This window comes from Micrococcus sp. NPDC078436, assembly GCF_040702705.1.
Classification (GTDB): domain Bacteria; phylum Actinomycetota; class Actinomycetes; order Actinomycetales; family Micrococcaceae; genus Micrococcus.
Genome location: NZ_JBFBLX010000018.1, coordinates 23,988 through 39,299, shown reverse-complemented (window position 1 = coordinate 39,299; position 15,312 = coordinate 23,988). Strand labels below are relative to the sequence as shown.

Sequence of the window (15,312 nt, the reverse complement as noted above, 5' to 3'; positions counted from 1 at the left end):
ACGCCCGTGACTCCTGCGGGCGCCGCCCGCCGAGAGGACCGCCAGCCATGCACCGTGCCCCCCACGCCTCCGCCCCCGCACGACGGCGGCGCTGGACCGCGGCGGTCGCCGGCGCCGGCCTGGCCGTGGCGCTGGCCGGCTGCACGGCGAGCGAGGAGGTGCCCGCCGCGTCCGGCTCGGCCAACACCTACCTCGACGGCGTGCTCTCCACGCCCACCCACACGAGCCTGAACCCCCTGCAGGGGGACATCGACTTCGCCACCATGACGGTGCGCAACCACCGCCAGGCGGTCCGGCTGTCCGAGGCCTTCCTCGCCAAGGAGGACGTGGACCAGGAGGTGCGTGACATTGCCGAGGGAGTGCGGGACCAGCACGCCGCGCGCATCGATGAGCTGAGCCGCCTGCTCGAGGGCTGGGGCGCGGCCGTGCCCGAGGAGGAGCCGGAGCCGTCCGCCGAGGAGTCCTCGACCCTGTCCCCGGGGGAGGAGGAGGCCCAGCTGTCCGCTCAGGACACCGCGGACATGCGGGCCGGCCTGCTGACCGCCTCGGACAGGGCTGCACTGGAGAGCGTCGGGGGAGAGGACGCGGACCGCACCTACCTCCTTCAGCTGCACCGCCTGCTCCAGGGGGCCGTGACGGTCGCGGGCAACGAGCTGCAGTCCGGCACGGATGACGCGGGCAAGAAGGCGGCCCAGGGCATCCTGGACCAGAACCGGACGGCCATGCAGCGCCTGGTGGAGCTCCTCGCCCAGAAGGGCGCCATCGGCGCGGACGGCACGCCCACCGCGCGCCCGTCCGGATTCACCGGTCCCATCAAGATCGAGGGGGGCGGCGCCGACGGAGGGAACGTGGACCGCACGCCCTCGCTGCTGCAGTCCGTCCAGGCGGAGCAGTCCGCCTACGCCCGGACCAAGCCGTCGCCGTCCCCCACGCCCAGCCCCGCGGACACCGCCCGGCCCACGCCCGGCCCGTCGCCGTCCCCGTCGGCCACGGACGGCTGACCGCGCGCCCCGCCCCAGTGGCGGGGCACCCTTCCTTCCCGGTCGACGACCACATCGCCGCCGCCGGGCGTGCGCGGTTCGCGCAGCGCGGTGAAGGGTGCGGGTCAGCGCGGCGCGAGCAGGTGGGACTGCTCGGGGTGCTCATCGAACCACTGCGCCACGTACCAGCACAGCGGCACGACGCGTCGGCCGCCCGCGGCGCCCCCGCGCTCGGCGATGTCGGCCACAGCGCCTGCGGTGAGCGTGGCCGCGTGGCCCTGGCCGCGGAAGGTGGGGACCGTGAACGCACGGGTGAGGGCGACGTCCGTCCCGTTGTCGCGGTAGTCGAGGACCGCCAGGAGCGTGGCGCCGTCGTGCAGCTCGTAGCGGGAGGCGTCGTCGTCGCGGGTGATGGTGGGGGAGATGGTCATGGTCCGTGCAACACGCCGCTCCACGAGGCGTATTCCATGCCGGGATTCATGGGTGAGTGGCAGGGCATGCAGCCCCAGGCCTGGCGATCTGTACGCCTGCGGGGTCGATGATGCCCGCCAGGCCGAGACCGTCGACCGCGTGCCCACGCCACGCCGGTGACGGTGCAGACCGGCGACGCCGCCGTGGGGTGGCTGGCCGGTGCCGGCGCACCCTCACAGCACGACGGCGGCCGGGGTGAGCCGGGCGGGCCGTCAGCGGGTCAGATCCGCGAGGATCCGCTCGGCGAGGGGCTCCGAGGACTGGGGGTTCTGCCCCGTGTAGAGGTTGCGGTCCACCACCACGTGGGGGCGGTAGGGGATGGTCGTCGTGGAGACGTCGGCGCCGCGGCGCTCCAGCTCGTCCTGGAGCAGCCACGGGGCCTTGTCCGCGAGGCCGGCGATCTTCTCCTCGGCGTTGGAGAAGCCGGTCATGGCGTAGCCGTGGAACGGCCAGTCCGCCCCCTCACCGGGGGCGGCGAGCATGGCGGCGGGGGAGTGGCACAGCAACGCGGTCGTGCGGCCGGCGGCCATGCGGGCCCGGAGCAGCTCCCCGGACACCGGGTCCTTCGCGAGGTCTTCGAGGGGGCCGTGGCCGCCCGGGTAGAAGACGACGTCATACGCCGCCTCGTCCACGTCCGCGAGCGCCCGCGGGTGCTCCAGGACGGGCGCGAGGCGCTCGAGGTCCTTCTTCAGCTGCGCGGTCTTCCAGGGCAGTCCGCCCATCACGCCGAGGCTGGTCCTGTCCACGGTGGGGGTGACGCCTCCGGGGGTGGCCAGGGTGATGTCCCACCCGGCCTCCGCGAAGACGTCGTGGGGAGCCACGAACTCCTCGGCCCAGAAGCCGGTGTCGTGGCGGGTGCCGTCCTTCAGGGTCCAGTGGTCGGAGGCGGAGAGGACGAAGAGCACGGAGGGCATGGCTGTTCCTTTCGGGTCGTGAGGTCAGTGCGTCCACCGTAGGTGCTCCGCGGGGCGGGGAGGCAGGTCCTGACCGCGCTGCCGGGATCTGAAGTTCCGGCAGGCCGCGTCCCCATCGAGCCCGATCCGAGGCCGCACCGGCCCGCTCAGGCACCAGCCCCCTTCGCGCGAGGGGACACGGAGATGTCCGTCCGCACCGCCTCTCTCCGACCTCGCCCACATCTTGTGCCCTCCGGACCCCCGACACGCCGGGCCCGGACGTGGTGGACCAGACCTTCGGGCTGTGCGTTTCCCGGGCCGCTGAACCCACCGCCTGTGGACATCTCGCCCAGCCTCTCGGCGTGTCCCGCTTGCCCGCGCGGATCGCCGCCGGGCGCCCGCTGTGGACAGCTCTGGGGACAGTCCCACCCGTGGAATTACATCCGTGTCACTACTACATCTAGGGATGCGCAGGCTCCGGCATCACTAGATGTAGTATCGATCGGGACCGGACAGAACACCTCCCGTTCACCCGGGAGACGTCATTTCGGGCCCCTCACGGGCCCACGAGGATCGAAGGAACAGGGAAGCCGCATGACCGTCACCGTGTACACCAAGCCCGCCTGCGTGCAGTGCAACGCCACCTACCGCGCGCTGGACAAGAAGGGCATCGCCTACGAGGTCGTGGACATGTCCCAGGACCCGGCCGCCCTCGAGCGCGTGCGCGCCGCCGGCTTCATGCAGGCCCCCGTCGTGATGACGGAGACCGACTCCTGGTCCGGCTTCCGCCCGGACAAGATCGACGAGCTGGCCGCCTCCGTGGCCGCCTCGGTGGCCTGATCCCCACAGACCGCGCCATGAGCCCCACCCCTGCGGACCAGACCCACATCCGGTCCGCACAGGCGCAGGGCCTCACCCCCACGGACGCGCAGCTGATCTACTTCTCGTCGACGTCCGAGTACACGCACCGCTTCGTGCGCAAGCTGGACCTTCCCACCGGCCGCGCGGCACGACTTCCCCTCCGCACCCCGGAGCCCACACCGGGGGCCACCGCGCCGTTCGTCCTGCTCACCCCCACCTACGGCGGGGGAGACGGCGACGGGGCGGTGCCCAAGCAGGTGATCAAATTCCTGAACGTCCCGGGCAACCGCGCGCTGATCCGCGGGGTCATCGCCTCCGGGAACACCAACTTCCATGAGGGCTACTGCCTCGCGGGCTACATCATCGCCCGCAAGTGCCAGGTCCCCCTGATGTACAAGTTCGAACTCATGGGCACCCCCGACGACGTCACCGCCGTCCGGGAGGGCCTGAAAGGACTCCAGCCATGACCATCACCGAACAGGACCTGATCCGCGGGGCCAAGAGCATGCCCGCCGAGTGGCAGGGGCTCGGCTACCACGAGCTGAACGCCATGCTGAACCTCTACGGGGCGGACGGGCGGATCCAGTTCGAGGCCGACCACGCCGCGGCCCGCCAGTACTTCCTGCAACACGTGAACACCAACACCGTGTTCTTCCACGACCTCGAGGAGAAGCTCGAGTACCTGCAGAAGAACGACTACTACGAGACCGAGACGTTCGACCAGTACCCGTTCGAGTTCGTCCGCGAGCTCTTCGCCCGCGCGTACAAGGCGAAGTTCCGCTTCCCCACGTTCCTCGGCGCCTTCAAGTTCTACACGTCCTACGCGCTCAAGACCTTCGACGGCAAGCGCTACCTGGAGCGCTACGAGGACCGCGTGGCCGTCGTCGCGCTCCACCTGGCGCGCGGCGACCAGGAGCTGGCCACCCACCTGGTGGACGAGATGATCTCCGGCCGCTTCCAGCCGGCCACCCCCACGTTCCTCAACGCGGGCAAGAAGCAGCGCGGCGAGCTCGTCTCCTGCTTCCTGCTGCGCATCGAGGACAACATGGAGTCCATCGCGCGCGGCATCAACTCCGCCCTGCAGCTGTCCAAGCGCGGCGGCGGCGTGGCCCTCTCGCTCACCAACATCCGCGAGCACGGCGCGCCCATCAAGCAGATCGAGAACCAGTCCTCCGGCGTCATCCCCGTGATGAAGCTCCTCGAGGACTCCTTCTCCTACGCGAACCAGCTCGGCGCGCGCCAGGGCGCCGGCGCCGTGTACCTGCACGCGCACCACCCGGACATCCACCGCTTCCTCGACACCAAGCGCGAGAACGCGGACGAGAAGATCCGCATCAAGACCCTCTCGCTCGGCGTCGTCATCCCGGACATCACGTTCGAGCTGGCCAAGCGCAACGAGGACATGTACCTCTTCTCGCCGTACGACGTCGAGCGCGTCTACGGTGTTCCCTTCTCCGAGATCTCCGTGACGGAGAAGTACGACGAGATGGTGGACGACGCCCGCATCAAGAAGACCAAGATCAACGCGCGCGAGTTCTTCCAGACGATCGCGGAGATCCAGTTCGAGTCGGGCTACCCGTACGTGGTGTTCGAGGACACCGTGAACCGCGCGAACCCCATCAAGGGCCGCATCACGATGTCCAACCTGTGCTCCGAGATCCTCCAGGTCTCCGAGGCCTCCGAGTACAACGAGGACCTCACCTACGAGCACGTGGGCCAGGACATCTCCTGCAACCTGGGCTCCATGAACATCGCCAAGACCATGGACTCCCCGGACTTCGGGCTCTCCGTGGAGACGGCGATCCGCGCGCTGACCGCCGTGTCTGTGATGAGCGACATCCAGTCGGTGCCGTCCATCGCCAAGGGCAACGCCGCCTCCCACGCGATCGGCCTGGGGCAGATGAACCTCCACGGCTACCTGGCCCGCGAGCGCGTGCACTACGGCTCGGAGGAGGGCGTGGACTTCACGAACATCTACTTCTACTCCGTGCTGTTCCACGCGCTGCGCGCCTCGAACCGGATCGCCATGGAGACCGGCCAGCGCTTCGGCGGCTTCGAGGACTCGACGTACGCCTCGGGGGAGTTCTTCGACACGTACACGGACGCCGAGTGGAAGCCGGCCACCGCCCGGGTGGCGCAGCTCTTCGCCGACGCCGGGATCGCCGTCCCCACCCAGGAGGACTGGCGCGCGCTGAAGGCCTCCGTCATGGAGCACGGCATCTTCAACCGCAACCTGCAGGCGGTGCCGCCCACGGGCTCCATCTCCTACATCAACAACTCGACGTCGTCGATCCACCCGGTGGCCTCGAAGATCGAGATCCGCAAGGAGGGCAAGCTCGGACGCGTGTACTACCCGGCGCCGTTCCTCTCCAACGACAACCTCGAGTACTACGAGGACGCGTACGAGATCGGCTACGAGAAGATCATCGACACGTATGCCGCCGCCACGCAGCACGTGGACCAGGGCCTCTCGTTGACGCTGTTCTTCAAGGACACCGCCTCCACGCGTGACCTGAACCGCGCGCAGATCTACGCGTGGAAGAAGGGCATCAAGACGATCTACTACATCCGTCTGCGCCAGCTCGCGCTGGAGGGCACCGAGGTCGAGGGCTGCGTGTCCTGCATGCTGTGACGCCTTGAGGGTGTGCCGAGGGGTCTGACCCCGCATCGACAGTGGTGCGAACATACGCTCATTTCGGCCTTCAGAGGCCGGGAGGCCGTATCTTCGCACCACTGTCGCGTTGGCGGAGAACGCTCGTCCATCGAGTGGCCCATTTCACAACGACGCCGTGAGGAGGCACTCATGGCCAAGTCCGGTTCTTCTTCCAAGTCCTCGTCAAGCAAGGGCGATCACTGCCGTTCGGGAGAAGTGACGGGTCCGTCCGCTCACTGAGCGCACATCAGGGCCGCCATCCCCGCTCTGCGGGGACGTCGGCCCTCGGCATTTCCACGGTGAGGCGGCCGCCGACGTCCTGGGGCGTCTCCCGTCCAGAACACCCCTCGCGCAGGCGTACGAGGACCGACAGGGACAAACGCGCAGCGTCTGGGATGCAACGTCAAAGCAGCACATGGTCAGCTGGTTCAGTGCCCAGTGAACTCTCGGCGCAGGGGCCTCCCCGCGGTCCACCCCCGGCACATCTGCCCAGCGCGCTTATAACCGGCTCCTCTGCAGTGAGGCCATCCCCTGGATCGCCGAGACATTCGGCGCTGACGGCCACAGCGCCGACCGCGCTACGTCCCCTCAGATGGAGTTTCCGGTCCAGCGTCCTCCCAGGTCACAATGGACCGCATGACCACCATCACGCCGGACTCGGCCACGCCTGATGACACTGCGCACCCCGTCGCCTTCGCCGAGCTCCTGGACGACCTCGCCTACTCCGGGCTGACTCCGCAGGAGCAGGGGCGCCGGTTCGAGCGTCTGGCCAAGCGGTTCCTCCAGGTCGAGCCGAAGTTCGCCGACCAGTTCTCGGACGTGTGGCTGTGGAACGAATGGCCGGGGCGAGGCAACCGGCCGGACAACGGCATCGACCTGGTGGCCAAAGACCGCTACACGGGCGAGCTCACGGGCGTGCAGGCGAAGTTCTTCGACCCGTCGGTGAGGCTGCAGAAGGGGAAGATCGACTCGTTCTTCACGGAGCTGGGCAAGGCTGACTTCGCCCAGGGGCTGGTCGTCAACACCTCGGTGGAGTGGTCCTCGTCCGCGGAGGCGGCGCTGCAGGACCAGTCGAAACCGATCACCCGCCTGGGCGTGGACGAGCTGGTGGACTCCACGGTCGACTGGTCGCAGTTCTCCTTCGACCGGCCCGAGGATCTGGTCCAGCGGCCCAAGAAGGAGCCGCGCCGCTACCAGCGGGAGGCGATCGACGACGTCGTCCGTGGCTTCGAGACGAACGACCGCGGCCGGCTGATCATGGCCTGCGGCACCGGCAAGACGTTCACCTCGCTGAAGCTGGTGGAGCGCATGGTGGCTCCAGGCGGCTCGGTGCTGTTCCTGGTACCGTCCATCGCGCTGCTGCAGCAGACGCTGAACGAGTGGACCGCCAACGCGGACGCGCGGCTGCGCTCCTTCGCGGTGTGCTCGGACGCCTCGGTGGGTCGGAACACGAAGCGGCTGGAGGAGGACATCGCCGCGGTGGACGTAGGCTTCCCCGCGACGACGGACGCCGCCGTCCTGGCCCAGCGCGCCGCCCTGCCGGGCGGGGAGGACGCGATCACGGTGGTGTTCTGCACCTACCAGTCGATCGACGTGGTGACCCGCGCCCAGGGGATGGGCCTGGGAGAGTTCGACCTGGTGATCAGCGACGAGGCCCACCGCACCACGGGTGTGACCGAGGCCGGCAAGGACGGCTCCGCGTTCACGGCCGTCCATGATCCCGCGAGACTCCAGGCGGCGAAGCGCCTCTACATGACGGCCACGCCCCGCCTGTACCTGGAGGACACTCGGGCCAAGGCGGAGCAGGACGGCGTCACCGTCTATTCGATGGACAAGGAGGACACCTACGGCCCTGAATTCCATCGACTCGGCTTCGGCAAGGCCGTGGAAATGGGTCACCTGACGGACTACAAGGTACTGGTGCTGGCCGTGGACGAGCAGGCCGTGCTGGACCGCTTCGGCGCGGTGATCAGCGGGTCCGGCGAGGTGAACCTGGAGGACGCCGCGCGGATTGTGGGCTGCTGGAACGGCCTGGCCAAGCGGACGGTCAACGGCGAGAAGCTGGACATCCAGGATCGCAGCCCCATGCGCCGCGCGGTGGCGTTCAGCCGGTCCATCGCGGACTCGAAGAAGCTCGCCGCCCAGATCGAGACGGTGGGCCGGGAGCTCGTGGCCTCCAACGACGACGACGACGCGCCCGCCTTGCGCATGGAGGCCGACCACGTGGATGGCACCCACTCCATGCTGGAGCGCTCGAAGCGTTTGGACTGGCTCAAGCAGCCGGCGGGCGAGGACGTGGTGCGGATCCTCTCCAACGCGCGCTGCCTCTCCGAGGGCGTGGACGTGCCCACCCTGGACGCGGTGCTGTTCCTGAACCCGCGCAACTCGCCGGTGGACGTGGTGCAGTCCGTGGGGCGCGTGATGCGCACCGCACCGGGCAAGGAGTACGGCTACATCATCCTGCCGATCGCGGTGAAGGCGGACGAGGACCCGGAGACGGCTCTCAATGACAACAAGCGGTACCGCGTGGTGTGGGACGTGCTGCAGGCGCTGCGCGCCCACGACGACCGCTTCGAGGCCATGGTCAACAAGATTGACCTGGGCGGCACCCAGGACAAGGTGGACGTCGCCCTCATCACGAAGGAGGACCTCCCGCCGGTGCTCGCGGATCCGGAGGCGGAGACCGACGGACCCGGGGCCGACCTGGTGCCGGCCGATCCTTCTGCGGCGGACGACGACACGGCGCCCGGCGGAGACGAGGACGTCGAAACCGATCCCGATGCCCCGGGCTCCTCCCACCGGGGCGTGGCGGATGCCCTGTTCCACATGACGCCGGCGCAGGCGTGGCGGGACGCGATCTACGCGCGCATGGTCCGCAAGGTGGGGGACCGGCGCTACTGGGAGGACTGGGCCAAGGACGTCAAGGACATCGCGGACCGCCACATGACGCGCATCCGCGGCATCCTGGACGGCGAGGACCCCCGCCCCCGTGAGGAGTTCGGAGTGTTCCTCGACGGCCTGCGGGGCAACCTCAACGAGTTCATCACCGAGGACGACGCGATCGGCATGCTTTCCCAGCACCTGATCACCAAGCCGGTGTTCGAGGCGCTGTTCGAGGACTATTCCTTCGCCGCCCACAACCCGGTCTCCCAGGTGATGGACTCCATGGTGCGGGTGCTGGACTCCTACAACCTCAAGACCGAGGTGGACTCCCTGGAGGACTTCTACCGCGGCGTGCGCGTCCGGGCCGAGGGCGTGGACACCGCCGAGGGCAAGCAGAAGATCATCACGGAGCTCTACGAGCGGTTCTTCAAGCTGGCGTTCCCGCGGACCGCGGAGTCCCTGGGCATCGTGTACACGCCCGTGCAGGTGGTGGACTTCATCCTCCGCGCCGTGGACGAGGCCCTGCGGGAGCACTTCGGCGCGTCGATCTCCGACGAGGGCGTGCACATCCTGGACCCGTTCACGGGTACCGGCACGTTCATCGTGCGCCTGCTGCAGTCTGGGCTCATCCGCCCCGAGGACCTGCTGCGCAAGTACACGCAGGAGCTGCACGCCAACGAGCTCCTGCTCATGGCGTACTACATCGCCGCCATCAACATCGAGGCTACCTTCCACGGCATGCTCGTCGAGCGCGCGCTCGCGGCCGGGGAGCCTGCCGAATCCGTGGGGTACGAGCCCTTCGGGGGCATCGTGCTCACAGATACGTTCCAGATGACCGAGGACGGGGACACTCTGGACGAGGCTGTGTTCACCTCGAACAACGCCCGCGTGGTGGAGCAGAATGCTCTGGACATCCGGGTGATCATCGGCAACCCGCCGTACTCGGTGGGGCAGACCAGCAGCAACGACGACAACGCGAACCTGCGGTACCCGACGCTGGATGAGTCGATTCGGTCAACGTACGCGAAGCAGTCGACGGCGCAGAACAAGAACTCCCTCTACGACTCCTACATCCGTGCGATCCGTTGGGGCTCCAACCGTCTGCTCAACTCGGAGCAGGGCGGCGTGCTCTGCTACGTGTCCAACGGTGGGTATATCGATGGCAACACGGCGGACGGCCTGCGGAAGTCGCTGTACTCCGAGTTCCACGAGATCTACGTGTACAACTTGCGGGGCAACGCGCGCTCGGCGGGGGAACTGCGTCGCAAGGAGAGTGGTAACGTTTTCGGAGAGGGCAGCAAGACCACGGTGGCGGTGCTACTTCTCGTGAAGCGCCCCGGTGAGGTGGAACAGTGCCGGCTCCACTACAAGGACATCGGGGACTACCTGAACCGCAACGAGAAACTCAATCTCGTCGATCAAGCGACGTTGGGCAAACTTGAATGGACCATAGTCACCCCGAACGCCGAGGGTGATTGGATCAACCAGCGCGACGACCGATTCCATACTTTCCAGCCGTTGTCCGCAAGGGACGGCACAGTCGGGATCTTCGCCTCCAGCGGTCGTGGACTCGAGACGGGGCGCGACGCTTGGGCATACAACTCGAGTGCCGACTCGGTTGCGATGAACATCGAACGGATGGTCGCCAACTACAACAAGGACGTGGAGCGCTGGATCGGAGCCGGTAAGCCGAAGCCCGTCGAATCGTTCATTGACAACAGTGGTCACAAGATCAGTTGGTCTCGATCACTCAAGCGGGCGCTAGAAAACGAAATTCGCCTCGAGCATAATTCCGGCGCGTTGAGGTTCGCTCTATACCGGCCATTCAGCAAACAGTGCGTATATTTCGCCCGTTACATTAATCATGAGCGCGGCAAGCAGCCTGTAAACTTTCCGACGCAGGCTAGTAATAACTACGGTTTTATGCTAACGGCGCCGGCGTCGCATTACCCGACATTCTCGGCGCTCATGACGAATGCGCTCCCGGACCTCCACTTGCACGACTCGGGTCAGTTCTTCCCCCGCTACACCTATGTCGAGACGAATGGGGACCTGTTCTCCCAGGGTGACGGGCAGTCCCCGTCTGGCGGTCGGTACACCCGCGTGGACAACATCACTGACGCCACGCTGACGTCGTACCGGGCAAGGTACGGCGCGGCCGTCACAAAGGACGACGTGTTCTTCTACGTCTATGGGCTTCTGTACTCGCCGGACTACCGGGAGCGATTCGCAGCGGACTTGAAGAAGATGCTGCCGCGCATCCCACAGGTGCCGTCGGTGGAGGACTTCCGGGCGTTCTCGGATGCCGGCCGGGCGTTGTCCGAGCTGCACATCGGGTACGAGGACGTCGAGCCCTACCCGCTGGAGGAGCACTGGACGGCGGCGGCCGAGGGGCCGGATGAGTACGAGCGGTTCCTCGTTACCAAGATGAAGTACGGCGGCAAGGCCGGCGCATGGGACAAGACCACCGTGAAGTACAACAGCGGGCTTACCCTCACCGGCATCCCGGAGGAGGCCCAGCGCTACATGCTCGGCTCCCGCTCCGCGCTGGACTGGATCCTCGAGCGGTACCAGGTGAAGACGGACAAGGCGTCGGGCATCGTGAATGACCCCAACGACTGGTCTCGTGAGCACGACCAGCCCCGCTACATCCGCGACCTGATCGGCCGGATCGTGACGGTGAGCCTGGAGACTATAAGGATCGTCGACGCCCTGCCGGGGCTGGAGGTGGAGTAGTGGGCCACTGGGAAACAATCGTGCCCGCGGGGACACATCTGGGGGATTCCAGGGATGGCGATGGCAAGAAAGCTAGTCTCCTGTTCGAAGATGGGACCAACCGGCTACTAGGGCCAGCCAGAGTGATTTGGGTAGACGACGATGACGTGCACTCCTCGATGTCTGATTGGCCGGAGGAAATGGGATCTCCGCATCCACAGGGAGACGCGGCCGCCGAATCGCCCATGGCTGGGCTGGTCCTCCTTGTTGCTATTCTGCTGGCGCCGAAAATTCTCGATGGGGCGAGAGGATTCTGGTGCTCGGTCAAACTTCGGAAGTTTCTCCAGCGGTGGGGGTGGAATCGCTGGAGGAGTACGGCCCCCGCGGAGCCTGCGGACCTTGTTCGCCCTTTATTGGCGAGTCCGGCTGCTTTCGAATCGGAAATCACCAATATCTACAATGGTAGTCACAATATCGACGAACGGGTCATGCGGGCCTACCTTATTGGTATGGCCGTCCAGGAAAACTTGCGGACTGCTGGTACGGCTGACTCGATCCTGGCAGCACTGCCTGAATCGACCCGTCGAGAGTGGGAAAGAGCCGTCTCGCACCTTTCGGACAAACAATTCCTAGCTCTAGTGGACGATGCCCACATGCGGTACGGGGACCTTCCACTCGAGTCCATAGCCGAACATGCTTTTGCGCTCATGCCCCCTGAACAGGCAAGTGCTGCTGGCTCGTCCCAGGAGAAGGGTGGCGTTGATGTCTGAAGGACTTACATACGGTCGGACCGGGGCTGACCCCACGGTCCAGGATTACCTCAGCCCCACGCTTCGCGTCCTCGCCGACAGCCAGTCCCGCACCAGCAAGCAGCTGCGGGAGGAGGTCTACGACCTCATGGGGCTCACCGAGGAACAGCGTGCCTACACCCACGAGAAGTCCGGCCAGCGGCGGGTGGACGTCCGCGCCAACTTCGCGGTGTCCCACCTGCGGCGCGCCGAGGCGCTGGAGGGCGGCTACGGCGTTGCCCGGATCACCGACGTCGGGCGCCGGCTGCTCGCCGGGCACCCGGAGGGGCTCACTCTCGACGATCTCCAGGCGATCCCGGCCTACCGCGACTACGTCCCCCAGAAGGAGGGGCAACTTGAAGCCGCCCAGGAGGAGATGGGTGACCAGGACGAGGGCGAAGACACGGTGTCCGCGCCCGTGGACGGCACGGCGTGGTTCGTGGGCGCCTACATGACGGACGAGGAGACCGGCCAGCGGGTGGACCGCTCGGTGGAGTTCCTCCGGGAGGGCCGGTGGGGCATCGACCGGGACTCGACGCAGAAGCTCGTCAACTACGTGAAACAGATGCGGGTGGGGGACCGGATCGCCATCAAGTCCGTCTACGTCCGCAAGCAGGGCGTGCCGTTCAGGACGAACGGCAACCCGGTGTCCGTCATGGCCATCAAGGCCGCCGGACGGATCACGGAGAACCCAGGCGACGGCTTCGCGGTGCGGGTCGCCTGGGAGCAGGACTTCACCGATGCCCCGCGGGAGTGGTACTTCTACACGTTCCAGAAGACCATCTGGCGGCTCAGCGCGGACCAGCCCAGCGCGGCGGCGCTGATCCGCTTCGCGTTCCAGGGCGTGCCGCAGAATATCGACGCCTTCCGCAACGCCCCGTATTGGGCCGACCGCTTCGGCGATGATGCCCACCCCGCCGCCCCCGGCGGCGACCCGGATGTGGAGGACCCGGCCGTCGTCGTCGACGTAGACGACGACGAGGCCCCGGCTTACACCACTGAGGGGATCATCGCGGACGGCGGCTTCCTGGAGAAGGACGAGCTCGAGGCCATCCTGCGCACCTGGCGGCAGAAGAAGAACCTGATCCTCCAAGGGCCGCCCGGCACCGGCAAGACGTGGCTCGCGAAGCGACTGGCCCGCGTGCTGGTGGGGACGGCGGACGAGGACCTGATCACCTCCGTGCAGTTCCACCCCACCGTGTCCTACGAGGACTTCGTGCGCGGCTGGCGGCCGGCGGGCGACGGCACCCTCACTCTCGTGGACGGGGTGCTCCTGCAGATCGCCCAGCGTGCGGCCGCCGAGCCGGACCGCGTGCACGTCCTGGTGGTGGAGGAGATCAACCGCGGCAACCTCGCCCAGATCTTCGGCGAGATGCTCACGCTCCTCGAGGCGGACAAGCGCACCGCGGAGCAGGCCATGCGTCTGGCTTACATGCAGAAGGACGAAAAGCCCTTCCACCTCCCGGAGAACCTCTACGTGGTGGGCACCATGAACCTCGCCGACCGCTCGCTGGCCATGGTGGACTTCGCGCTACGGCGCCGGTTCGGCTTCGCGGACCTCACCCCGCAGTTCGAGCTGCCGTGGGTCACGTGGGTGGGTGAGCGCGTGGACGGCGCGGACGAGGCGGACGTCCAGCGGCTGGGCGGGGCGCTGAAGGCCCTCAACACGCAGATCGTCGCAGCTCCTGGTCTCGGGGAGCAGTACCAGATCGGCCACAGCTTCCTGACGCCGGGCAAGAACGAGCGCGGCCTGGAGTTCCGCCCGTGGGCGGAGTCCGTGATCCGCCAGGAGATCCGCCCCCTGCTCACCGAGTACTGGTTCGACCAGCCCGCCCAGGTGGACGCCGCCGTCTCGGATCTGCTGGCCGCCTTGCCCGTCACGCCGTGACCGAGACCCTGGACGACCTCGGGGTCCTGATCTCCGGGGCCACCCGCATCCCGGTGCGGAACCTCTGGCTCCTGATGCTCTACGCCTCGGAGCTGTTCGCCCAGGACCGGGCGCTGCAGTCCGCCGGGACGGAGGACGCGGCGGAGGACCTGCCCGACCTCGTGGCTGAGGTGCTGGTGACCGCCGCGGAGCATCGGCTGCACCGGCCGCTCAGCCGCCGACACGTGCCCCAGGCCCAGGACCTCTCCCGGGTCCGCGGCAGGATCGACCACCTCCGCACCCGCACTCGTTCTCTCCTGATGCAGGGCCAGGTGGCCTGCCGGTTCGACGACCTCTCCGTGGACCACCCGGTGAACCGGGTGGTCCACACCGGGCTGGTGACCGCCTCCCGGGTGGCCCGTCGGCCGGAGCTGCGGGAACGGGCCGCCGCGGCGGCCCGGCTGATGGTGTGGTCCGGCGTCGCCACCACCCCGGTGAGTGCGGTGGAGGCCTCCTCCGTGGTCCTGAGCCGCAATGACGACGCCGAACGCCGCGTGGTCTCCGCCGCCCAGCTGCTGCTGCAGATGGCGGTGTTCACCGAGGACGCGGGACTGCTGCGCGGGACCGCTCCGGAGCGGGACATCGGGCGGTGGCGCCGGCTCTACGAGGCGGCGGTGCGGGGCTTCTACGGCGCCGTGCTGCGCGGCGACCCATGGACGGCGGAGACGGTCCAGCGCTCCCACCGCTGGCCGCTGGCGGACCCCACCCCGGGCATGGCGGCCCTGATGCCCTCCATGGAGACGGACGTGCTGCTCCGGGCGCCCGGCCAGCTGCGGATCGTGGAGACCAAGTTCACCTCACCCACCGCGGTGCACGGCCAGTACGGGGGAGTGACGTTCAAGCGGGACCACCTGTTCCAGCTGCACGCCTACCTGAGCACCGTCCCGGACGCCGTCCGCGGGGACGGCACCGAGGTGGACGGGGTGCTCCTTTACCCCCAGGTGGGTGCGCCGATCGACGAGAGCGCCCGCGTGGCGGATCACCGGTTGCGGGTGATGACGGTGAACCTCGGCGGAACGCATGCCCAGATCCGCGAGGGGCTCCTGCGGGTCTTGAGGTGAGCCCGGCGGGCATCGCACGGACGAAAGTCACTCCGCGAGCCCGTCGCCATGGGTCTCGTCGGGGTCTAGACTGGACCCTC

9 protein-coding genes are annotated in these 15,312 nt (G+C 67.7%); 7 read left to right on the top strand and 2 right to left on the bottom strand.

Annotated features, from left to right (window positions below):
- The first annotated feature begins 47 nt into the window (after positions 1-47).
- Positions 48-1,001, top strand: a complete 954-nt coding sequence (locus tag AB0302_RS10140; protein ID WP_366371831.1) for a DUF305 domain-containing protein — start codon at positions 48-50, stop codon at positions 999-1,001.
- Between the two features lie 104 nt (positions 1,002-1,105).
- Here AB0302_RS10140 and AB0302_RS10135 read toward each other — a convergent pair whose 3' ends face one another.
- Together AB0302_RS10135 and AB0302_RS10130 are read right to left on the bottom strand one after the other, a co-directional pair.
- The gene (locus AB0302_RS10135; protein WP_366371829.1) at positions 1,106-1,411 is read right to left on the bottom strand and encodes a GNAT family N-acetyltransferase; all 306 of its coding nucleotides are present in this window, start codon (positions 1,409-1,411) and stop codon (positions 1,106-1,108) included.
- Between the two features lie 252 nt (positions 1,412-1,663).
- Positions 1,664-2,365, bottom strand: a complete 702-nt coding sequence (locus tag AB0302_RS10130) for a type 1 glutamine amidotransferase domain-containing protein (protein ID WP_298986352.1) — start codon at positions 2,363-2,365, stop codon at positions 1,664-1,666.
- Positions 2,366-2,938: 573 nt separating this feature from the next.
- Here AB0302_RS10130 and nrdH point away from each other — a divergent pair.
- The 6 genes from nrdH to AB0302_RS10100 all read left to right on the top strand — a co-directional run bounded on the left by nrdH (position 2,939) and on the right by AB0302_RS10100 (position 15,232).
- Complete coding sequence (gene nrdH / locus AB0302_RS10125; RefSeq protein WP_319074893.1) at positions 2,939-3,184, top strand: glutaredoxin-like protein NrdH; 246 nt, start codon at positions 2,939-2,941, stop codon at positions 3,182-3,184.
- Between the two features lie 17 nt (positions 3,185-3,201).
- Positions 3,202-3,672: a class Ib ribonucleoside-diphosphate reductase assembly flavoprotein NrdI gene (nrdI, locus tag AB0302_RS10120; RefSeq protein WP_366371826.1), complete on the top strand. Its 471-nt coding sequence runs from the start codon at positions 3,202-3,204 to the stop codon at positions 3,670-3,672.
- Positions 3,669-5,837, top strand: coding sequence for a class 1b ribonucleoside-diphosphate reductase subunit alpha (gene nrdE, locus AB0302_RS10115; RefSeq protein WP_366371824.1), 2,169 nt, complete (start codon positions 3,669-3,671; stop codon positions 5,835-5,837). Before nrdI ends, nrdE begins: the two co-directional genes overlap by 4 nt.
- Before the next feature lie 657 nt (positions 5,838-6,494).
- Positions 6,495-11,477, top strand: coding sequence for a type ISP restriction/modification enzyme (locus AB0302_RS10110; protein ID WP_366371822.1), 4,983 nt, complete (start codon positions 6,495-6,497; stop codon positions 11,475-11,477).
- 741 nt (positions 11,478-12,218) lie between these two features.
- Positions 12,219-14,132: an AAA family ATPase gene (locus tag AB0302_RS10105; protein ID WP_366371820.1), complete on the top strand. Its 1,914-nt coding sequence runs from the start codon at positions 12,219-12,221 to the stop codon at positions 14,130-14,132.
- Entirely contained in the window at positions 14,129-15,232 is a 1,104-nt protein-coding gene (locus AB0302_RS10100) for a hypothetical protein (RefSeq protein ID WP_366371818.1), read from the top strand. Before AB0302_RS10105 ends, AB0302_RS10100 begins: the two co-directional genes overlap by 4 nt.
- Positions 15,233-15,312 lie beyond the last annotated feature (80 nt).